Source organism: Geothermobacter ehrlichii (genome assembly GCF_008124615.1).
GTDB lineage: Bacteria > Desulfobacterota > Desulfuromonadia > Desulfuromonadales > Geothermobacteraceae > Geothermobacter > Geothermobacter ehrlichii.
On record NZ_VNIB01000013.1, the window covers coordinates 47,535 to 69,445 of the forward strand.

Annotated in this window: 13 protein-coding genes; 3 read left to right on the forward strand and 10 right to left on the reverse strand. The window is 61.4% G+C overall.

Annotation, left to right across the window (positions count from 1 at the left end):
* Positions 1–16: 16 nt before the first annotated feature.
* From EDC39_RS12470 to radA, 3 genes are all read right to left on the reverse strand, one after another.
* Entirely contained in the window at positions 17–529 is a 513-nt protein-coding gene (locus EDC39_RS12470) for a PH domain-containing protein (RefSeq protein WP_148896728.1), read from the reverse strand.
* Entirely contained in the window at positions 526–1,014 is a 489-nt protein-coding gene (moaC, locus tag EDC39_RS12475) for a cyclic pyranopterin monophosphate synthase MoaC (protein ID WP_148896729.1), read from the reverse strand. The genes EDC39_RS12470 and moaC overlap by 4 nt, the downstream gene beginning before the upstream one ends.
* A 1,055-nt stretch (positions 1,015–2,069) precedes the next feature.
* Positions 2,070–3,437, reverse strand: coding sequence for a DNA repair protein RadA (gene radA / locus EDC39_RS12480; protein ID WP_148896730.1), 1,368 nt, complete (start codon positions 3,435–3,437; stop codon positions 2,070–2,072).
* 132 nt (positions 3,438–3,569) lie between these two features.
* On the opposite strand from radA, the gene EDC39_RS12485 reads away from it, so the two are divergent.
* The 3 genes from EDC39_RS12485 (at position 3,570) to EDC39_RS12495 (ending at position 7,646) form a co-directional block, all read left to right on the forward strand.
* On the forward strand, positions 3,570–4,865 hold the full coding sequence (locus EDC39_RS12485) for a nickel-dependent lactate racemase family protein (protein ID WP_148896731.1): 1,296 nt from the start codon (positions 3,570–3,572) through the stop codon (positions 4,863–4,865).
* Between the two features lie 50 nt (positions 4,866–4,915).
* Positions 4,916–6,295 carry an FAD-binding oxidoreductase gene (locus tag EDC39_RS12490; protein ID WP_148896732.1) on the forward strand — a complete coding sequence of 460 codons (1,380 nt, stop codon included), beginning with the start codon at positions 4,916–4,918 and terminating at the stop codon, positions 6,293–6,295.
* 85 nt (positions 6,296–6,380) lie between these two features.
* The gene (locus tag EDC39_RS12495) at positions 6,381–7,646 is read left to right on the forward strand and encodes a (Fe-S)-binding protein (RefSeq protein WP_148896733.1); all 1,266 of its coding nucleotides are present in this window, start codon (positions 6,381–6,383) and stop codon (positions 7,644–7,646) included.
* A 182-nt stretch (positions 7,647–7,828) separates the two neighbouring features.
* Here the strand turns inward: EDC39_RS12495 and moaA are convergent, their stop codons facing one another.
* From moaA to EDC39_RS12530, 7 genes are all read right to left on the reverse strand, one after another.
* Positions 7,829–8,836, reverse strand: coding sequence for a GTP 3',8-cyclase MoaA (moaA, locus tag EDC39_RS12500; protein ID WP_148896734.1), 1,008 nt, complete (start codon positions 8,834–8,836; stop codon positions 7,829–7,831).
* A gap of 48 nt (positions 8,837–8,884) precedes the next feature.
* A complete protein-coding gene (locus tag EDC39_RS12505; RefSeq protein ID WP_148896735.1) occupies positions 8,885–10,741 on the reverse strand; it encodes a S8 family serine peptidase in 1,857 nt (618 codons plus the stop codon).
* 10 nt (positions 10,742–10,751) lie between these two features.
* The gene (locus EDC39_RS12510) at positions 10,752–11,231 is read right to left on the reverse strand and encodes a hypothetical protein (RefSeq protein ID WP_148896736.1); all 480 of its coding nucleotides are present in this window, start codon (positions 11,229–11,231) and stop codon (positions 10,752–10,754) included.
* 90 nt (positions 11,232–11,321) lie between these two features.
* A complete protein-coding gene (locus tag EDC39_RS12515) occupies positions 11,322–13,277 on the reverse strand; it encodes an InlB B-repeat-containing protein (protein ID WP_148896737.1) in 1,956 nt (651 codons plus the stop codon).
* A gap of 10 nt (positions 13,278–13,287) precedes the next feature.
* On the reverse strand, positions 13,288–14,652 hold the full coding sequence (locus EDC39_RS12520; protein WP_187426792.1) for a multicopper oxidase family protein: 1,365 nt from the start codon (positions 14,650–14,652) through the stop codon (positions 13,288–13,290).
* Between the two features lie 18 nt (positions 14,653–14,670).
* Complete coding sequence (locus tag EDC39_RS12525) at positions 14,671–15,897, reverse strand: multicopper oxidase domain-containing protein (protein WP_187426793.1); 1,227 nt, start codon at positions 15,895–15,897, stop codon at positions 14,671–14,673.
* 44 nt (positions 15,898–15,941) lie between these two features.
* The gene (locus EDC39_RS12530; RefSeq protein WP_187426794.1) at positions 15,942–21,686 is read right to left on the reverse strand and encodes a right-handed parallel beta-helix repeat-containing protein; all 5,745 of its coding nucleotides are present in this window, start codon (positions 21,684–21,686) and stop codon (positions 15,942–15,944) included.
* Positions 21,687–21,911: the final 225 nt, after the last annotated feature.

Genomic DNA, 21,911 nt, shown 5'->3' on the forward strand with positions numbered 1-21,911 from the left:
AATTCCGCCGGCCGATTCAGCCCAGCAGCATGTGCCACAGGATATAGAGCAGGGCGACAACGCCGAACCACAGGGGAAAAACCCCGGCCATGACCGAATCCTGCCGCTCGAGCAGCCGCTTCGCCTCGGGACTGACTACCGACTCCGGCAACCTGTCGGCAAGGGCCCGCACCAGGCCGGTGAAGTCGCCGTAACTGTTGGACAGGATGGCGAAATCCTCGCCGGCGCAGAGGGTCACGAAAGCGCGTCCCCGCACCGCGACCGCCTCCAGCGAGGTGAGCTCGTCCCAGCGGAAGTACTTCTCGTCGAAGACACGCACCACCCGGACACCTTCCTCGTCCAGCACCACCCGACGCCGCAGGCTGGCAAGCAGGACCAGCAGCACCGGCAACAGGATGCCGGCGACCAGCAGGATCTTCAGCACGGCCTCGCCGCGGATCACGCTGAGGATCAGCAGCCCGAGGAGCAGAACCAGCAGCAGTCCCAGGGGGAGCAATGTCTTCCAGCCGATACGGTAACAGGCACTCATCCGTTCTCCTCCCGCACCCAGGAACCGCTCCTGCCGCCGTGCTTCTCGAGCAGGCGCACCTGGCCGACAACCATGCTCCGGTCGATCGCCTTGCACATATCGTAGATGGTCAGGCCGGCGACCGAGACGGCCGTCAGGGCCTCCATCTCGACGCCGGTCCGGGCGGTGACCTTGACGGTGGCACGGATCTCGACCCGGCCCTCGTCGGGATGCGGCGTGAAATCGACACTGACCGAGGTCAGCAGCAGCGGATGGCAGAGCGGGATCAGGCTGCCGGTCTGCTTGGCGGCCATGATGCCGGCGGTGCGGGCGATACCGAAAACATCCCCCTTCTCGATGCTCCGGTCGAGAATCCGGTTCAGAGTCGCCGGTCGCATCCGCACCTCGCCGCCGGCGACAGCCACCCGCTCGGTGACCGGCTTGCCGCCGACATCGACCATCACCGCCCGGCCTTCGCTGTCGAAATGGGTCAGCTTATCGCTCATAATTGCTCTCCGGATAAAATCCTGTAAAACCGGCGGGACGCGCCCCGCCAGGCGCCTTACTTTTTCAGCGCAAAAAAGTAAGCAAAAACGCTGGTTTTATAGCAGCCGCAAAGGCCAGTGACTCATTTTACCAAACCGACCGAACTGGTCAGCCCCTGCTTCGTGGCGACAAAAAATCATCGTTCCCGGGCTCGCTGCGCTCACACGGGCCAGACGGTTCCGAGCGGTGCAGAGCGAACCGTTCTTTCTGGCAACAACCTTTTCTGTCGAGGCTGCGGCAGTGCAACCTGGCCCAGCGAGCGGCCTGCCGCTCGCTGGGAAAATTTTTCTGTTGGCGCAAAGCATCGTCGTTCTGGACGGAAACGCAAGGGTTACGTCCCACCGAACTCTCGCGACAGCAATGCCCGCCGCAGGCGAAGCTTTTTCTGCTTACTCTTTGGAGCGCCAAAGAGTAAGGCGTCGTCCGGGGGGCGCAACCCCGGATTGATGGCTATCGACCAAAGGTCGAAAAAATCAAAAGCAAAACCGGCGGGACGCGCCCCGCCGGGCGCCTTACTTTTTTCAGCGCGAAAAAAGTAAGCAAAAACGCTTTGTTTTATTGCTGTCGCGGCTGCCTGTGCCTCTTTTCTACCATCCCGACAAACAGACCGAAAGTTCTTCGTGGCAGCAGAAAAACGTCGTTCCCGGGCTCGCTACGCTCGCACGGGCCAAACGGTTCCGAGCTGCCCCATGTGTACCGCTTGTCCCGCCAACAGCCGTTCCCGTCGAGGTTGCGGCAGGTCGACCTGGCCCATCGAGCGGCCTGCCGCTCGTTGGGGAGGCCTTTTCCGCTGGCTCGAAGGGCTGTCGTCCCAGGTTGATACGACATTCTTACGCCCCACCGAGCCTTCGCGACAGTAATGCCCGCCGCAGGCGCAAGGCCCTTTTCTGCGTCCTCTTTTGGGCCAGCAAAAGAGGACGGCGCCGTCCGGGGGCGCAACCCCGGATGCACCTCTATCGCCCGAAGATCTAAACATTCAAAACCGGCAGACCACAACCAGCAGCTTTTTCAGCTCTCATTCGAAAACATCATCCAGCATCTGCGCGACACTTTTCACCCCGACCAGCTCCAGCCCCTCGGGCGCCTCCAGATTCTTCAGATTTCCCGCCGGCAGAAAACAGCGGTCGAACCCGAGCCGAGACGCCTCCTTGACCCGCAGTTCGGGGCGGGAGACGGCCCGTACCTCGCCGGCCAGGCCGATCTCCCCGAAGACAATGGTGCGCGACGGAATCGGTCTGTTCAGATGACTCGAAGCCAGGGCCGCCGCCACACCGAGATCGACCGCCGGCTCGTCCAGGCGCACCCCGCCGGCGACATTGAGAAAGATGTCCTGTGCCAGAAGCGACAGGCCGACCTTCTTCTCCAGCACGGCCCCGAGCAGAGCCACCCGGTTGTGATCGAAACCGATGGTGGTGCGGCGGGGCGTACCGAAGCTGGTCGGCGACACCAGCGCCTGCAGCTCGACCAGAATCGGACGGCTGCCTTCCAGCGAGGGGACGACGGCGCTGCCGGCGACCCCCTCCGGCCGTTCGGCGAGGAAGAGTTCCGACGGATTGGGCACCTCGACCAAGCCGCTTTCGCGCATCTCGAAAACACCGATTTCGTTGGTCGAGCCGAAACGGTTCTTCACCGCCCTCAGAATGCGGTAGGGATGGCCGGCATCCCCCTCGAAGTAGAGGACCGTGTCAACCATGTGTTCGAGCATCCGCGGTCCGGCAATGGCGCCGTCCTTGGTGACGTGGCCGACGATGAAGGTCGGTATGCCGTCCCCCTTGGCGACCTGCATCAGTCGCCCGGCGCATTCGCGCACCTGGCTGACGCTGCCGGGAGCCGACTCCAGGGCGGCGGTGAAAATGGTCTGGATCGAGTCGACGACCAGAAAGGCGGGATCGAGCTGCCGGATGTGCTCGAGAATCGCTTCCAGCGCGGTTTCGGCCAGCAGCAGCAACTGTCCGGCCGCCACTCCCAGCCGCTCGGCGCGCAACTTGACCTGGCGGGCCGACTCCTCGGCGGTGACGTAGAGAGCCGCGCCATGCCCGGCCAGACGGCCGAGAGCCTGCAGCAGCAGGGTCGACTTGCCGATGCCGGGGTCACCGCCGATCAGGGTCAGCGATCCGGGGACCACCCCGCCGCCCAGCACCCGGTCGAACTCGCCGATGCCGACCTGCAGGCGGTCCTCCTCGCGGGCGTTGACCTCGCTCAACCACTGCGGCACACTCGCTGTGCCGGCGGCCACGCCGCTGCGCCTGCCGGGCGCCGGCTGCACGGTCTCTTCGACCAGACTGTTCCACTGGCCGCAGTCGGGACAGCGCCCAAGCCACTTGGGACTCTGGTAACCGCACTGCTGGCAGGAAAAGATGGTTTTCGCTTTCTTGTTCGCCAAATGAGGCACTCCCGCTGGAAATAGGGCATTGTAGGAACCGGGGCCGGCGGGTGTCAACAAAAGTACGGTACAGAGCTTGCCGCCGGAGCCGTTTTTTCATTATGATGGAAAAGTCAACTTCCCAGGTAAGATATGACCGAATTCGAATTGAAATACGGCACCGACACGATAACGGCCAGCATTCCCGGCGCCGAGCTGCTGTGCGCCCGCCCCTTCGTCGCCCCGGCCGCGGAAGCGACACTGATCTGCTCCGCCCTGGACGCTCCCATCGGCACCCCGCCCATCGAAACCATCGTCCGCCCGCATGAAACGGTCGCCATCGTCACCTCGGACATCACCCGCTACACCGGCAGTGAAATCTACCTGCCGCAGCTGGTGGAACGGCTGAACAGGGCCGGTATCACCGACGACGCCATCACCATCGTCATCGCCCTGGGGATTCACCGCCGGCAGACGGAGGCCGAACACCGGAAAATCCTCGGCCCGCTGTTCGGCCGTATCCGGATCGTCGACCACGACTGCGACGACTCGGAACAGCTGGTCGAACTGGGCGAGGTCGACGGTATTCCGGTGGTCATCAACCGTACGGTGGTCGAAGCCGACCGGGTGATCGTCACCGGCACCATCGGCGTCCACTATTTCGCCGGTTTCGGCGGCGGCCGCAAGGGACTGGTGCCCGGCGTCGCGGCCCGCGAGACCTGCATGGCCACCCATTTCCGGGTGTTCAACCCGCCCGGGGTCGGCGGCAAGCATCCGCTGGCGGCGCCGGCGATACTCGACGGCAACCCGGTGCACGCGGCGATTCTCGAGGCGGCACGGCTGGTCGAGCCCGATTTTCTGCTCAACACCGTGCTCACTGCGGACAAGCGCATCGCCGGCGTCTTCTGCGGCGACCTGGAACAGGCCCACCTGGCCGGCTGCGAGCTGGCCCTGCGGCTCTACACCGCGCCGGTGACCGAACCGGCCGATCTGGCGGTGATCTCCTGCGGCGGGGCACCGAAGGACATCAACTTCATCCAGGCCCACAAGGCCCTCGACTACGGCGTGCGGGCGCTGCGGCCGGGCGGCACCGCGATCCTGCTGGCCGCATGTCCCGACGGTTTCGGCCATCCGACCTTTTTCGACTGGTTCCGCTACCAGGATCTGGCCGAATTCGAAACGGCCCTGCGCGCCGGCTACCAGATCAACGGTCAGACCGCCCACGCCACCCTCGACAAGGCCCGCCGCTTCCGGATCATCCTGATCAGCGGCTTTTCCGCCGAGCAGACCGCCGCCATGGGGATGGAAAAGGCCGAAAACCTTGACGCCGCCCTGCAAATGGCCTATCAAGAACTGCCCGAAAATCCACGCACCCTGGTCATTCCCGAAGGCGGGACGGTGCTGCCGATACTGCAGGAGCCAGGATTCAGAATTCAGGAGTCAGAATAAAATGCCTTTCTCTCCCGGAACCTGACTCCTGAATACCAAAGGAAAACACCATGCTCGACCAACGCATTATCCGCGACCTGCAGGCGACGCTCGGAGCGGAGCATGTCGCCACCGACAAGGCCGATCTCATCTGCTACTCCTACGATGCCACCCAGCAGCAGTACCTGCCCGACGTGGTGGTCTTTCCAGCCAGTGCCGAAGAGGTGGCGCTGGTGATGAAGATCGCCAACGCCGAACGGATACCCGTCTTTCCGCGCGGCGCCGGCAGCGGCTTCACCGGCGGCTCGCTGCCGACCAGGGGCGGCATCGTCCTGTCCACCGAACGGATGAACCGGATCGTCGAGATCGACACCGAAAACCTGGTGGCGACGGTGGAACCGGGCGTGGTCACCGAACAGTTCCAGAAAGAGGTGGAAAAACTCGGCCTGTTCTATCCGCCTGATCCGGCCTCACTCAAATTCTCCACCCTCGGCGGCAATGTTGCCGAATGCGCCGGCGGGCCGCGTTGCGTCAAATACGGCGTCACCAAGGACTTCGTCATCGGCCTGCAGGTGGTCACCCCGACCGGGGATATCATCACCACTGGCGGCCCGACCATGAAGGGTGTGGTCGGGTATGATCTGACCAAGCTGCTGTGCGGTTCGGAAGGCACCCTCGGCATCATCACCCGCATAGTCCTCAAGCTGCTGCCGCTGCCGGAAGCGAAGAAGACCATGCTGGTGCTGTTCGACTCGATCGACGGCGCAGCCAAGGCGGTGTCGACCATCATCAGCAACAAGATCATCCCCACCACCCTCGAATTCATGGACGGCCGGACCATCGACTGCGTCCGTCAGGCGACCGATCTCGAGGTGCCGGACAACGCCCGCGCGGTGCTGATCATCGAGGTCGACGGCGACCGGGAATTTCTCGCCAAGCAGGTGCAGAAGATTCAGCAGCTGATCCAGCCGCTCGGAGTGGTCGAGACCCGCACCGCCGAGACACCGGAAGAGAGCGAGGCGCTGTGGCAGATCCGCCGCTCGGTGTCCGCCTCGCTGCGCAAGGTCAATCCGGACAAGTTCAACGAGGACATCTGCGTACCCCGCTCCAAGGTGCCGGAGATGATCCGCAAGGTCGATGCCATCGCCGAGAAGTACAACATCCCGATCGTCAACTTCGGCCACGCCGGCGACGGCAACATCCACGTCAACATCATGATCGACCGCAAGGTTCCGGGCGAACTGGAACGGGCCCACAAGGCGATCGAGGAAGTATTCAGGGGCGCCCTGGAGCTGGGCGGCACCATGAGCGGCGAACACGGCGTCGGCATCGCCAAGGCGCCCTATATCCCGCTGGAGATCACGCCGGAGGCGGCCGCCTACATGAAGGCCATCAAGAAGGCCCTCGACCCGAACAATATTCTCAATCCGGGGAAGATTTTTCTGGATTGAAACAGTGACGAGGGACAAGGGACGAGGAACAAAAGACTCAACCTCGTCACTCGTCCCCCGTCACCCGTCACTGGATTTATCCACAATGGCCAAGCTGAAAAACCTCGAAGACTACCGCGACGCCATCGAGCAGTGCGTCAAGTGCGGCGCCTGCCGGGCGCACTGCCCGGTGTTCGGCGCCGAGCGACGCGAAGGACGGGTGGCACGTGGCAAGGTGGCGCTGTCGAAAGCGGTGCTCGACGGCGAGATCGGTCTGGAAGCGAAGGTGCTCGAAGACCTCTCCCAATGCTTGCTGTGCGGCTCCTGCTGTGCCGGCTGCCCGAACAAGGTGCCGACCGAAGAGATCGTCGCCGCCGCCCGACGCCGTATCGCCGAGCAGCAGGGGCTTTCCACCTTCGGCAAGGGCGTGGCCGCCGTTCTCGGCCGGCCGAAGCTGATGAACGCCCTGGCCAAGACCGGCGGCGCTCTCTCGTCCCTGCTGTTCAGGAAACTGCCGGAAAACAGCGGCCTGCGGCTGCGTTTTCCCCTCCCCTATCTCGAAAGCGGCCGTACCCTGCCGCCCTTGAGCGCCCGCCCCTTCCGCGAGCGCCATCCGGAACGGATCGCGGGGGAAGCGAGCCAGCCGACCGTCGCCTTCTTCACCGGCTGCGGAATCAATTACATGTATCCCGAGATCGGTGAAGCCTTCCTCAAGGCGCTCAGGTTTCTCGGAGTGACCGTCATCATCCCCGCCGACCAGGCCTGCTGCGGCCTGCCGGCAGTTTCGGCCGGAGCCGGGGAGGTGGTGGAGAAGCTGGCCGAACAGAACCTGGCCGCATTGAGCCGCGAGCCGGTCGATTTCGTCCTGACCGCCTGCGCCTCGTGCAACGCCGGTCTCGGGAAGATCTACGCCGAGATGGGCGAACCCTTTGAAAAGCTGGCAGAAAAAACCCGGGACATCTTCGTCTTTCTGGTCGAGATGGGCCTGCCGGAAAAACTGGCCGAACTCCCCTCACGCGGGGTGAAGACCCGGGTCACCTACCACGACCCCTGCCACCTGCGCACCCGCGGCATCACCGCCGAACCCCGGGCCATTCTCAGGGCCCTGCCGCAGGTCGAATTCGTCGAGATGGAAAATGCCGGCACCTGCTGCGGCCTCGGCGGCACCTACTCGGTCTACCACTACGAGAACAGCAGGAAGATCGGCGCGAAGAAGGCCGGCCACATCGAAGAAAGCGGTGCCGAACTGGTCGCCACCGACTGCCCCGGCTGCATCATGCAGCTGCAGGATGCGATCAACCACGCCGGCGGCAGACAGCGGGCGGTGCATATCCTGGAATTGTTGCGGGAGGCGCTGCCGGAGGAGAAGTGAAAACGAGACAGGTAAATCCACTACGAAGGAACGAAGATAAAATCGGAAGGCAGGACCGAAGGTTCAGATTGCGCTTTGCCCCTGCTTCGTGTTCTTAGTGACTTCGCGGTTCGATTTTTCCATACAAAAGGGAGCAGTTTAAAAAGCTGCTCCCTTTCTTCATCTGATCGACAGAAAATTGCCTAGCCGCCGATCTGCCCCATGCGACGCTGACCGGTGCCGACACTGGAATCTTCGAGATGATGGCGATCCGGTTTGACATGGGCCGCCCGGCGGAAGATGGCGGCCAGCTCCTCGTCGCTGGCGCCGGCACGGATTGCGGCGCGCAGGTCGATCTCCTCGCCGGAGAAGAGGCAGGGGCGGATCCTGCCGTCGGACGTCACCCGCAGCCGGTTGCACTCGCCGCAGAAATGACTGGACACCGCCGGTATCACCCCCAGCCCGCCGGGCGCGCCGGCATAGCGGTAGAGACGGGCCGGACCGGCCGGCCCCGTCCTCGGTTCCTCTACCAGGGGAGCGACCCTCTCGAGAGCGGCCATGATCCGCTCCACCGGCACCCGCCGCTCCGGTGCGTATTCCAGATCGCCGCTGACCGGCATGAATTCGATGAAACGGACGTTCCAGGGGTGTGCCAGGGTCAGCCGGGCGAACTCCTCGATCTCGTCCTCGTTGACGCCGGCGATGGGAACCATGTTGATCTTCACCGGCCCCAGCCCGGCCCGATCGGCGGCGGCAATGCCGGCCAGCACCCGTTCCAGGCCGTCACGGCGGGTGATGTCGCGGAAACGGTCGGCACGCAGGGTGTCGAGACTGACATTGACCCGGCTCATTCCCGCCGTTCCCAGCTCCTCCGCCAGCTCCGCCAGGCGCAGTCCGTTGGTGGTCAGCGTTATTTCCGGCTTCTGCGGCAACGCCGCCAGGTCACGGATGAAGCCGACCACGCCCTTGCGCACCAGCGGTTCGCCGCCGGTCACCCGAATCTTGCGCACTCCCAGTCCGCAGGCCACCCGAGCGATGCGCAGCAGTTCCTCGTAGCGCAGCACCGCATCGTGGCCAAGGGATGCAACCCCTTCCTCGGGCATGCAGTAGCGACAACGCAGATTGCAGCGATCGGTAATCGACAGCCGCAGATAGTCGAGATGACGACCGAAGCGGTCGGCGAGCGATACAGGTGTCGGGTCTTCAGTCATGGCGATGGACTTTCAGCCAAGCAAAATGCGGACCACATCAAGCATACCTCACTGCGTGGTGAAAGAATAGACCGGACTCTCGCTCGCCAGGTCGCCACGGGCCGTCCTGGCCTGGACCTTCCAGTAATAGGTGGTCGCCGGAGTCAGGCCGGTGACATCCAGCTGGCGGACATCAGGATCAGTGACAGGAGCTGAAGAGCCGCCCCCGCCGCCGCCACAGGACAGAAGCGTCAGAACGACCAGCAGCAGCAAGCCGATTGCCACGCTCCGGTTTCGGTGCCGCCAGAACAATCCCGGCGGCAACAGCACCGCCAGCAGAAAAAGCGGCACCGGAGAAACAGCAGAATCCGCCGATGCCCGTGTCACCTGGACCGGCACCGCCCCGGAAAAACCGGGATCGGTACTCAGCCAGACGCTGTTGGTCACAGCCGCACCGAGCGGGTCCGGCGACTGCCGCCAGCTCAGGGTCAGGTCAACCGCCAGCCCGCTGTCCTGATCGGCCGGAGCGATCAGCTCCGGCGCCGGCGGCAGCAGGTACTGGTAGGCCGCCAGGGCATCGACCAGGCCGTAACCGTAGTCGTTGTCAGGACCGGCATCACCGAGATCCTTCGCCGTCGTTTTCAGCACCGTCTCCATCTGCACCGACGGCGTCTGCGGAAACCCCTCCAGAAGCAGCGCCATGATGCCGCTGACATGTGGCGTGGAGAAGGACGTGCCGCTGGCGACGGCGTATCCCCCACCCGGCTGGGCGATGGTAATCGACTCTCCCGGCGCCACCAGTTCGGGAAAAACCTCGTCCGGCGCGTCACAGGGCGAAGGTCCACGGGAGCTGAACAGGGAAACGGTTTGTGTTACTCCCACGGAACCGACGGCAAAATTGTTGGGATTGTTGGCCGGGCTGATGCTGGTACTGGCCGACGGTCCGATATTGCCGGCGGCGAAAGCGACCAGAATGCCGGCGTCCTTCAACTGCTGGACGGCACTCTCGAAATCCGTCACGCAAACACCGGGCAGGGTTTCGAATCCCCAGGAACCGTTGACCACATCCGGCGCGTCGTCGGTGGCGGGGTCGTTGTCCGGGTCGAGCACCCACTGCAGGGCGCCTAGAATACGACTGTTGGTGGTCCAGCCGTCGTCCCGCCAGATCTTGGCCGCGATCCACTGCGCACCGGGTGCCACGCCAAGGGACTGGCCGACGATCAGGCTGGCGACGCCGGTACCGTGACCATCAATGTCGCAGGGCTGGGTCGCCTCCAGGTCGCAGGCGCCGCAATTCGTCGGATCGGCCGTGCAGTCGGCAACGAAGGGATTGTACCAGTCGCCGGCATTGCCTCGCCAGCTGCCGGCGGTAAACTCCGGGTGCCCCAGATCGACGCCGGTATCGAGCACGGCCACCACCTTGCCCTGGCCGCTCAGCCCAAAAACCTGATCGACACCAATCGACGTCAGGTTCCAGCTGCTGGATGTCACCGTCGCCATCGGCTGCACCGGCTCGGCAGCCAGCAGCAAGGGCGTGTCATAACGAATGCTCTCCACTTCCGGCAACGCGGCCAGGGCCTCGATCTCGGCCGCGGTCAATTCGAGCGCCAGACCGTTGATGATCCACAACTCCCGGTAGCGCCGCCGCCAGTCCTGCAGCAGACGGCGTACGGACCGCTGCCGCTCTTCGCTTGCCAGCCGCAACGCCCGCACGACCGCCAGGCGCCGCTGGCCGGTCGTCAGGTCAGCCGGCAGCGGCGGCCGGGGAGACTGTTTCATCTGCACAATGACCGGGATTCTCTCCTCCGGCGCCGACAGAGCCAGCCTGTCGGCAAGAGAAGGGCCGATGCCGGTACACCAGCCGGAAAACGGAACCAGCAGACCTGCCAGCAGCAGAACGACGCCCAGACACGATCTCGACAACATCACCAACCCGCTATTGCACAACCAGATTCTCAAACCGGTACTTCCCGACCACGATCGTCACCCGATCGCCCCGCTTCACCAGACCACCCGGATTGGCGAAGAGCATGAAGTAGCTGCGATCCGGGTAATGGGATCGCGGCTTCTGTCGCAGGGACCCGACCTTGGCCGGGGCCGGGATCCCCAGATAGGCACCGGTTCGCTGATGTATCAGGTAGGGGAAAAACTTCTTGCTGGCCAGCGGACGGGATTTTTCACTGTCATAGACATAATAGCGGAAATCGAGCATATACCCGGCAGCTGCCAGCCGCACCGTTTCCACCCGGACACCGAGAGCCTTTTCCGCTTCGGAAAGCTCCTGTGCAGCTTCCACTGATTGTACAGTTTCCTCGGTTTGCACAGCTTTCAGCCGATCAGTCCGGGTTGCCGACGGGCGTTGTGCACAGGCGCCAGTCAGTGACAGCAACAGAATCAGACACCAGATCTTTCGCATCGTTATCTCCGGGCAAAGGAATGGGGCGGGTAGAGCCCGCCCCAAATCATATCAGCTTTTGTCTGAGCCGCCCAGTTTCGAAAGCGGCGCTCAGTTGTAATTGAGAAAGCCGTCCGGCTGGTCACCATCAATCAGGTTGCCGTTGGTGTCGTAGAGGCGCACCCGCACCGAGGTGTCGGTCTTGGGGATAACCACGGTCGGTATCCCCGACCAGGTGTAGGACCCGGGGTTGCCATTCAGGGTGACAATATCGACCCAAGGCTTGCCGACCCGCTTGCGATACTGCAGCTTGACGGCTCCGACCTTGGTGGTGGTATGGGTCGACCAGACGAAGTCGATCGAACCACCGCCGACCAGGGTGTCGCCCGGCTTTGGCGTGAGCAGTTTGACCACCTTAATGATCATTGGCTGATTATTGACATCACTCGCGATCAGTGTGGTCTTGCTGGCGTCGTAGACATCGACCCTGATGCGCGCCTGGGTGGCCTTGGCTGGCAAATCTGGAATCAGCCAGGCAACATGGCTGTCGGTGACCTTGCGGGTGATACGCTTCCAGGTTGCACCGTTGTTGGTGGAGTAGAGGTAGCGGTAATAGACGGCATTGGCCGGAGCACCGACGTGAATGACGGTTCCGTCACCTGCGGTCAGCTTGATTCCGGCAGTATTGTGGGTCATTACCTTGACCTTAGTGAACTGCTTGAAGATGGCACTAACATCGGTTGCCACAGCATTGCTCAGGGTAACGACACAGTCGTCAAAGCCGCTGCAGGCACCGGACCAGCCCTTGAAGGCGGATCCCGGCACGGCCTGGGCAGTCAGGCGGATCATGGTACCGTCGACGTAGCTGGCACTGCAGGCGGTCTGCCCCACCGGGCAGTCGAAACCGCCGGGCATACTGGCGACCTTGACGGTGCCATCACCCAGAGTGCCAGTGGGGGCAGGCACCTTGGTGACATTGAGGATCGCATCCTCGGTTCCAAACCCAAGATAGACCAGCTGGCCGCCCGATTTGGCCCCACCGCCTTTCCAGGCCAGATTCAGCCTGCGGTCGTAGACAGCAATATAGCCGGACGCCGGAGCTGTGAAGGTGGCATCAACGGTCTTGCCCGCCGGCAGGTCGACAGAATATTCGGAGCGGGCATAAGGATAGCCGAAACCGTCTTCGGCCTGCTGGGCAAGGTAGCCAGCCCCCTGCACCGTCGGCACGACATTGTCGAGACCGGCGTTGAGCAGCCGCAGCAAAACAGTCTGGCCAGCGATGGCGGCAATGTTCATTGGCGCCCGTGAAGGTGCGTAGGGCTGGCCGTTGATCAGATAGTAGTCGGGCTCGTAATCGATGGTGCTGGTCATGGCGCCGCCGGGACCATAGTTGCCGCCGGCCACGGCTTCGTGGGTTTCCACGTCGAATTCGCTGAACAGCAGGACCTGGTCGGCGTCATAGGTGACAGTCCGGGCATCATTACCGATACCGGCGTAGGCCGTCCCCGGAGTGGATTCATAGATCAGTGCCCCGTAAAGCCCCATCTGCACCTGAACCTGAGGATGGGTACCGCTCTCGTAGAGAAAAGTACCATTGCGTGGCGCAGGCCAGGTATAGGTAGCCGACGTTCCCGGATCAACTTCCTTGACGAAGGATCTGGCCCGGCTGGTCACGTCGGCCGGTCGAAACTGCTGGTTTTTGGCAACCACGTTACCACTGGCATCGATCCATGTCGGTGTCACGTCGGCAGCATCCGGCACAAGCCCGGGAATCATGATCGATACCGGAACCGCCAGGGTGTTGGTCAGGATGATGGACAGGGTACCACCGGCGTTGTCGCGAATTTCCGGCCCCGGCACGGAAACCGGATTGTCACAGACACCACCGGTCGCTCCTCCCTGGGCAAACCCCCAGACGGAGATGACCTTGCCATCGGGCATGGTGACCGTACCCTCGCCAGCACAGAGGCTGAAGCTTCCTGCCAAAGCCGCCACCGGCAGAGCCATAACAGTCCCGATCAGAAGTGCGGCCAGCCTGAAGGTGAAGGAAATCCTGCTCTTTCTCATGGCAACCTCCTCAGGGTGCTGGCTCATTTTCGTAATGAGGGATAAAAACCCCCGGATGCTCCACGATCATCATGGTCAGCATTCCGCCGGGAAAGATATCGTTGTTGGTCAGCTCCTTTTCGTTGTGGGAATGCCACATGTAGAAGTAGCCGCCAAAGGCGTTGAAGCCACCTTCACCCGGTGGTAGCGCTCCCATGGCACCAAGATAGGGGCTGCCGCTGAAGAACTGGCCGAAGGTCAGGTCGAGCTGGTCGGGCATGGTCACCGGGAAAGGCAGGCCATGGTCCGCCGGATCTTCGTTCGGTTCCGCGGCAACACTGTCAAAAATGCCGTTGCCGTTGTGATCGACATCTTCGCTGTTTGGAAAATTCCCCGTCGGCGGGTTGTCAATATCCTGCTGGTGGCCGTAGATATCCCAGCCCATGCCGGCCCCCGTCCAGGTAAAAATGCCGTCAGCCGTCTTGCCGGGAACCACCGTCTGGGTAAAGTCGGACCAGCCCAGCTCGGTGGTTCCGTTCAACAGACGTTTTCCGTCCTTGGCAATCACCAGATAGTTGTTGCCGTGGGTATGGAAGGGATGCAGGTCACGACCGGCGCCGATCATGCGGATCAGCACCCGGTCTCCGGGATGCATGCGCGCCAGGGCATCGAAGGGTTGGGCCGGCAACCATGGAGCATTGGCCGGTGCCAGCGTATCCGGGCCGGTACGCCCGTTGATGAACCAGTAGGCCGGCTTGAAATTGGTCGTGTCAACCTCGAACAACTTGTTGAACTCGTAGAGTTCATGAAACCGCGGATCCATGTCGGTCAGCAGAAAGAGGTACTCGTAGTCGTAGGCGCTGCCGGCATCGCCGTAGGCGGTGTAGGTCGCGGGATTGGCCTCATTGAAACCGGACGGACGGATGATCAGGGCCCCGAGGAGCCCCATTTCCACCTGGAAATCGACGTGGGTACCGCTGTAATAGGTGAAAGTCCCGGGGGCGCTGGATACGAACGTATAGGTGACGCTGCCACCGGGAGGAGCCTCCCGGGTCAGAGTTCCGGGAATCCCGCCGCTGGCCGTCACATCCTGACCGGGAAAGACGATGGAAACCGGTTCCGGCAGCTGGTTGGTCAGGTTCACGGTTATGGTGGCGCCTTCATTGACAATCAGGGTCGGGCCGGGATACTGCATCGGCCGGCTGTCGAGGGCGAAGCCCCACATGGGGATGCTGCCGCCATCACCGGTCGTGATGTGGCCATGCTTCGCCGTCAGGTTGAAAGTCGTTCCCCTGTCACCGGAGATGAAGGCCGATGCCGAACCAACCCCTGTCAGAATCATGAGCAGAACCGGCACCAGAATCCGGAACGGAGATCTTCGGATCGTTCTTTTCATCATGCTCCTCCCGTCTCTCTAGAGCCCTGTCTGCACCCGGATTTCGGTCATCATCCCTCCGTAATCCTCGGTGTCGTTACTCAGATGGTTGAGATTGGTCGTGTAGAGAAAATAGGTCCCTTCGGGGATGCCGGTCGTGTCGACCAGAACGTCAACCGTCTCTCCTCCTCCCAGGGTAACGGACGTGGTCTGGTAGAAAATATTCACACCCGTCGGAACGCCTCCCCCCTTGAAAACGCGGGCTCCTTTGCCGACGACCTTCATCGGAATCCCGGTCGTCGCCAGGGTATGGAAAGACGTTGTCGACAGGCTGGAAAAACGGATCAGGATCGTATCTCCGGGAACCGCCTCGATCAGGGAAGGTATGTCCTGGGCGTCATATCCGAGTTCGTTGGCGATATTGCCGGAATTGATGGTGTCCGGATAACCCCGCCCGTTGAGCATGGGAAAGGTGTCTTTCATGTCGGCGAAGGGCAGAGGCTGCACCGAAATATGCTGCTCGTGGAAGCGGGGATCGAAGGCTTGGATCTGGATCGGATAGTCCCGTCTGAGGGTAAACTGGGTGTCGGCGTCGTTGTAGACGTAATTGGCACCCATGGACGGGGTGACGTAGAGGTTGCCCAACATGCCCATCTGCATGTGCTCGGTCGCCTCGACATGACAGTGATAGACGAAGGTTCCCGCCTCGACCGCATGGTAGAAATAGGTGAGACTCGATCCCATGTTGATGGAAATGGAGTTGTCGGGCACACCATCGAAAATGGCCGAGGCATTGGGGAAGCCATGCCAGTGAACCGTATGGGGATCGAACAGGTCGGGCCGCATCATCATGCCGACGTTGGTCAGGGTCAGGTAGACGTAATCCCCCTGCTTGAACTTCAGGGTCGGGGCCGGCCAGTTGGCGGCCAGCACGCCACCACCACCATCCCAGGTATTCATGACCTGGTCATCGGACAGACCGGTGACGTTGTGAAAACCAAAGATGTACATCGAGGTATCGGCGACATCGGCCATGGTGGAAAAACCGTCACCAGCGACAAGGTGGAGACAGACCTGGTTGCTGTAAAGGGGATTGGAGATCTCTCCATCATCCGCCCTGAGCAGCCCGTCACCATTGATATCACTGTCACTTGCGGGGTCGTACCCCGGGCACTGGAAGTAAACCTTGGCCGTGACAGGGGCGGCAAATGCCAGCACCAGCCATGTCACCAGCAGCATCAGAAGGTACCTGCATCTCGTGCGCATCGTCCCTTCTCCTTTCCCTTCTATAGCGACACTCCGTTTCTTGTTCATGGGGCCACCGCCTGCAGAATGACGCCGCTATCGCTCTTGTCGCGGGCGAGCAGGACGCCGTTGCTGTCGTAGGCACTGACACGCACCCGCAGATCGTTCTTGGGCTTCAGCACTGAGATAATCGGATCCCAGGTCACACTGCCCGGATCGGTACCGGCAAGGCCACTCAGGATGGCTATCGTCTGCCACGACAGGTCTGCTTTCTTACGGTAGGCAACAACAATATGATCGAAACTGGCAGGATCATACGACTGCCAGCTGATGGTGGTGCTGCCTCCCGACAGCAGGGTTTCACCCCCGTTGGGTGAGAGCAACCTGATCACCTCGATGGTAAAGGGAGCATCGGAAAAGTCGACACCCACCTTCGGTCCGTTGACCCCCGCTTCGCCACGTACCTTCACCAGCACATTCCTCTGTCTGAGAATGGTGGTCGGCACCGTCCAATCAAGACAAGGCCCGCTCGCGGTCAGGCTGATGGTGTTCCAGCTCTGGCCGCCGTCAAGGGAATATTTAACCTTGAAGTTGGTGGCTGAGGCCGGGGCTTCCCAGCAGATGGGGAAGACCGAACCCGCGGCCAGCACATCACCGCCGTTGGGACTGATCACCCGCACCGCCGCAGCATCCGGGGCAACGAACTCGTCGGCCCCGATGTCGACCGCCGCCCCCTGTGGACGGGTGTTGCCATCAACGTCCTTGGAAGCGGTCAAGTAGGCCCCAACGGGCTGACCGGCTTCGACGGCGTCACTGCTCGGCAACAGGTGGTAGTCGCCGGCAGTTGCGTCAAGCGGCGTAAAGCGCACGGTGATGGCGTTACCGCCTTCATCGAGCACAATAGCGATACTCAGGCTGTTCTGGTACGGCTTGACGAACTGGTAGGGCAGCGTCGCCGTCGCCGGTGCGATATTGGTGCCGCCGCTGTAATCCCAGGTCGGCCCGGTGGTGGCACCAACACCCAGTGTCCGGGTCAAGCTGCTGAGCATGTTGCCACTGACATTGGCATTGCTGCCGTCGACCTGCAGGTCCCAGACATCGGGGTAGTCGAGTGTGGCATCGGCCATGACCGCCGCATGTTCACTTCCCGGCGACAAACCGCCGGCACCGTTGTTCAGCCCGGCATTGTTGAAGAGGGAGCGGTTGCCGGTAAGGATGTTGTTCAGCAAGGTTACACCACTCAGGTCATTGCCCGCGGTGATGAGTGCGGCATTGAGATCACGGATCACGACACCGGCAGGCTGGGGAGTCGAATGGATCTGCCCGGCACCGAAGGCCAAGGCGGCCGTCGCCGTCGAGTCATTGTTGACAATGGTGTTGTTCACCAGGTCGGCATGAGCGACATCCTGCAGGTAGAGACCAGCACCCGCCATACCGGCGACGTTGTTGACAATTATATTGTCAGTCAGCGTCAGACTGCTGGTGCCCAGTTCGGCGGTGGAGTTGAAAGCGTAGACCATGATCCCGCCGCCGTTACCGGAACCGGCAAGGTTGCCCTGGATCAGGTTGCCATCGATCGTCACGCTACCGGCCCCCTCGCCTTCGACGATCTCACCAGCGACATAGATGCCGCCACCGTCGCCGGCTCCCAGCAGCCGGGCACCGAAGAAAACCTCGTTGAACAGGATCTGGTTGTTGCGAATGACACCGCCATCGCTGTAGCCGACATGACTGATGCCACCACCGCTGTAACGGGAGAAGTTGGCGCTGACCAGGTTTTTCTCCACCAGGTAGTTGTCACTCCCCTTGTAGAGATTGATGCCTCCGCCACCCTGGACTCCTCCATTGCTGGTGACGTTGTTGTGGTGGATATCCACACCGTCGTTGTTGGCATCGATTCCGGTGTTAGGAGTACCGACCGTGATACCGCCACCGAAGGAGCCCCGGTTGCCGGCGACCTTGTTGTTGCTGATCTCGACATCGTAGGTGTCGCTGACGATGTAGATACCACCTCCGGAGATACCGCCGATGATGTGAAAACCGTCGATCCAAGCGTGCGGTTCACCCGGGGCAAAGGGGGTGGCTGTAGCATTGCCGAGCACCATGATTCCCGGGGCCTCGTTGACCTGGAAAGGATCGGCACCGGTGATCGCCAGCACTTTGGCGTGCCATGCGTCGAGATTGTTCCGCGGGACCGCGGCGGCGTTGATGGTCGTGGTATTGGCGCCAGTCTTGGATCCGGCTCCGGAACCCTGCAGAATCACTTCCTTGTGCAGAATGACGTTTTCGTTATAGACACCGGGACGAACGATAATCAGGTCTCCGGCATTGGCAGCATCGATGGCATCCTGGATCTTGGTGTAGTCACCACTGCCGTCCTGGGCGACAATAATGGGGGGATTGGCAACGCAATCGCGGATATGTACGGTGACCGCCATCTGTGAGCTGAGCCCGGTATCTCCCCGGGTAATCACCAGGTGAGCCTCACTGATACCGGCATCGATCACCGCCTGCGGCACCGTTACCTTGACCTCCTGAGGAAACCAGGAGGTAACATTCAGTGGATAGCTGGTTCCCGTAGTCAGGTCAACCAGCTCGACGGTACCGGTCGCGGTCGATGGTGGCAATGGGCCGAAACCTGACAGGTCACCAGTTCCAATGCCAGACTTGAGTATCAGTTCGTCTCCGGCGGCACAGATCAACGGACCCATCTTGGCACCGGTGGCCGGGTCGTTGCGCTCAACTGAAGCCGGAATCGGCGTCCCCCGGACCGGGTCTGCCTTCAGTTCGGCATCAGCCGGCAGGGTAGCGAAGCCGGCCAGGGGCACGATGGGCGTGTCGGTATAGGTCACCTGTCCGGGAGTAAACTGGAAGGTCCAGGGCGCCACGGCAAATTCGGGCTTGTAGTTCGGATCGATGATCATCTGGCCGGGGTTGTCAGGATCGGGAATGGGACCCGGATCATTCAACACCAGGGTCAGCATGTTGGGCGAAAACCCGGAAGGGCTTGGCAGATTGTTGCTGAAAGTGGACGGCAACAGGGCATTGTAGGATCCAAACTCGTCCGTGTAGACCCGGGCTACCTCATTCCCGGCCCAGTCGCGATAGGAGATGGGAATCCACTTGGGGGCGGCCTTCTCGCCGAAAATGGGGCTGGAAGGATCGAACTCCGCCGCCAGGTCGTTATTGACGAATCCGACATTACGGGCTGCCTTGGGTACCCGAGTGTGGAAGTAGAACTCGACTCCTGTATTCTGGCCCTCAACCAGGGAGACCTGTTTCAGATTGCACAGGGGACGCTGCTGGCCGGCATAGATGGACGAAACCAGATTGGCCGGGTCAATTTCCGAATAGGGCTGGCCGTTCTTGTCCAGCTGGAAGGCAAGATAATCGGCCACGGTGTGATTCTTGCCAACGCAGACGAAGGGCAATGCCAAAGGGCTAGGCGTGTAGCTTTCGCCAAAGTCGACATTTTTGTCCTCTTCCTTGGAGAGGACGTAACCGGGCGGAGCCGGCGCCCCGACGATATACTTCCCCTCTGGCAACGGGGACACTTCCTGACCGTTCGGACCGGAAGGGAAATAGGATGTGAAGGCAAAACCACCGTCAAAGACACCATCCCGTACCTGGTTCCAGGTGCCAAAATTGTCGAAACACTCCTTGGCCTGCTGGCCATTGATCTCCGGCAGGTTCTGCAGACAGTTTTGCGGCAGATTCGCGTCCCAGGCATCGGTCCAAGTAATGTTGACCGCATCCCCCCAGTCGAAAACACCCTTCGGTACCCGGTCGACATCCTCGGGGCCAGGAAAATTCCCTTGGGGGTAATTGTCGACATCGGCACGCTGGACTTTTCCGTCACCGTTGATGTCGTCGATGACACCATCACCATCGTCGTCGAGATAGAGATTGACCTGGGCATAGGGGATCCCCGGCTCCCAGCCTTCCTGGGCATCGAAACGGGGATCGTCGTTGGGGCGGGTGACATTGTAGATAACCAGGCCGGCAATTCCGCCATTCTCTCCCGGACTGTAATTGTTCTTGCCCCAGTCGATGATGTTGGTCTGGTTGAGGAAAAGATGCATGGCCTGGGTCAGGACTTCACCCGTGGCCGTACGGGACAGGTTGTTGCCGGTGTTGGGATTGATTCTCTCCACTCCCGAGAAGGTATCGGTGGCCGGATCGTAACTGAGGGTTCCGCTACTAAACTGCGGTTGCGGATGCAGCGTTCCGACAGCTTCAGCAGGCCAGCCGGAAACATCGAGCCCCGCGGCCAGCGGATCGTTCACCGGATCGACCGGACCACCATTGTCGACCACCGCGGTCAGGCCGGTTGCCTTGAGAGTGGCGAATCCAACTTCTACCACCAGCCATTTGAAGAAGGGAAAAACCTCGGCAAATTCGTAGTCGCCGTTGATGTCGGAAGGCTGCAGCTGGTAGATGGTGCCGTTGCGGAAGCGGAGCAGAACATCGCGACCGGGCAGGCCGACTTCACCGGGATCCCGGTAACCATCTTCGTCGACATCGAGAAAGACGCTGCCCTTGAGGGTCCCGAACCAGCGGAAAGAAAGGACGTTGCCAAGATCGACCACATCGCCGGTACCACCGGGACCGGGAGGGACGACAACGGTATTGAAACCGAACAGGGCGTCAAGGTTTTCATCCCAGGTCACCAGTTCGTAGGTTCCCGGCGGTACATTGCTGATGACAAAGGAACTGTCAGCAGCGCACGACGCGGCATAAAGGCCTTTTCCGGTCAGGGGATCGTTCAGACCCACCCAGCAGCCATCTACCGGAGGGCCGGCATAGAAACCCTGCAGATTCGGCGGCCGGGAAAAATGGTTGAACCGGTTGACACCGCGGATCTCTCCGGTGTAGCCGCTGCGATCGATCCAGTCAGGATGAGACGGATCCAGCCAGGGCAGCTTGTCCTTGTTCACGAAACCGACAAAAACATGGTAAAAGCCGGGACCGAAGCCTTCGATAAACCGCTTCGGCTCATTTGCCTTGACCCAAACATCGATGGTGCGGGTCCCTTCAATGGTCGCCGTCTGTATCCACTGGTCGGCCTGATCAGGCGGAGCCGAGACAAGAATTCCATACTTGCCGGGCGCAAGAAACTTGATCTGAACCTCACCGCTGGCGTCGGTCTGCAACGCACCGTTGCCGAGCGTGGTCACGCAAGCCGACGGATCGTTGCCGGCATCGATACAGGCCAGATCGTAGTCGGTGCCCAGGGGATTGCCAAAAGCATCCTGCATGACAAGGCCGGCCATGTCGTGGACCTGTATGCTGAACCCGGCCAGTCCGGGCTCATCGACATTGAGGTCGGGAGCATTGTTTATCGGTCCATGATCCTGAAAGACCAGAACCGATATCTGCGTTGTCGGAATCGGCAACCGGTGAACCACCACCTTGACGTCGGTCTGACCGCTGGCAACCAGGGTTCCGCCCATGGTGTAGCCATCGAAGGGACGTACGGAAATCACGTAACGTCCATCAGGTACACCGATGTCCGCCGTACTGGTTGCCGATTCTCCCTGGGCCACCACCGGCGTGTAACTCTTGTGAATGTCCAGACCGCTGGAAAAGGCAGTCGAAACACCGGCTGGCGTCTGATTGGTGTTGTCTGCTTCAACAAGCCAGCGGAAACCGCCGGTTATGGCTGTTCCATTGCCATCAACCACCGTCACCGTAAAAGCCAGCGAGGGTCCGGCCCAGCCCAGACAGCCCAGCAGAACCACGAAAATCAACCATCGCCAGGAGACTTCTTTCAGAACGTTTCCTGAAGCCAACATTGTCTTGCTCCTCATTCCCTGCCTCCTTCCTCCTGCCTGGGCCGGAGGGCGTCTGGTCTGTCTGTGACGGGCAAAATCACCTTCCGGATGCAGCATCGGTGATTTTCTGCGCTTTTCTCTTACATAAGTCTCTACTTTTTGGACAGGAAACCCGCGACTCCTCACTCGGGAACCGGCATGATGATCAGTTTCACACTGTGCGAATACCCACCCTTGCTGACTAAACTCTACAATAAAGAC

Bases quoted from the DNA above. Each gene is read 5' to 3' on its own strand.
- EDC39_RS12510 (WP_148896736.1), bottom strand. From the start codon at position 11,231: ATGCGAAAGATCTGGTGTCTGATTCTGTTGCTGTCACTGACTGGCGCC.
- EDC39_RS12505 (WP_148896735.1), bottom strand. From the start codon at position 10,741: ATGTTGTCGAGATCGTGTCTGGGCGTCGTTCTGCTGCTGGCAGGTCTG.
- EDC39_RS12495 (WP_148896733.1), top strand. From the start codon at position 6,381: ATGGCCAAGCTGAAAAACCTCGAAGACTACCGCGACGCCATCGAGCAG.
- EDC39_RS12515 (WP_148896737.1), bottom strand. From the start codon at position 13,277: ATGAGAAAGAGCAGGATTTCCTTCACCTTCAGGCTGGCCGCACTTCTG.
- moaC (WP_148896729.1), bottom strand. From the start codon at position 1,014: ATGAGCGATAAGCTGACCCATTTCGACAGCGAAGGCCGGGCGGTGATG.
- moaA (WP_148896734.1), bottom strand. From the start codon at position 8,836: ATGACTGAAGACCCGACACCTGTATCGCTCGCCGACCGCTTCGGTCGT.
- EDC39_RS12490 (WP_148896732.1), top strand. From the start codon at position 4,916: ATGCTCGACCAACGCATTATCCGCGACCTGCAGGCGACGCTCGGAGCG.
- EDC39_RS12485 (WP_148896731.1), top strand. From the start codon at position 3,570: ATGACCGAATTCGAATTGAAATACGGCACCGACACGATAACGGCCAGC.
- EDC39_RS12525 (WP_187426793.1), bottom strand. From the start codon at position 15,897: ATGCGCACGAGATGCAGGTACCTTCTGATGCTGCTGGTGACATGGCTG.
- EDC39_RS12520 (WP_187426792.1), bottom strand. From the start codon at position 14,652: ATGAAAAGAACGATCCGAAGATCTCCGTTCCGGATTCTGGTGCCGGTT.
- EDC39_RS12530 (WP_187426794.1), bottom strand. From the start codon at position 21,686: ATGAGGAGCAAGACAATGTTGGCTTCAGGAAACGTTCTGAAAGAAGTC.
- EDC39_RS12470 (WP_148896728.1), bottom strand. From the start codon at position 529: ATGAGTGCCTGTTACCGTATCGGCTGGAAGACATTGCTCCCCCTGGGA.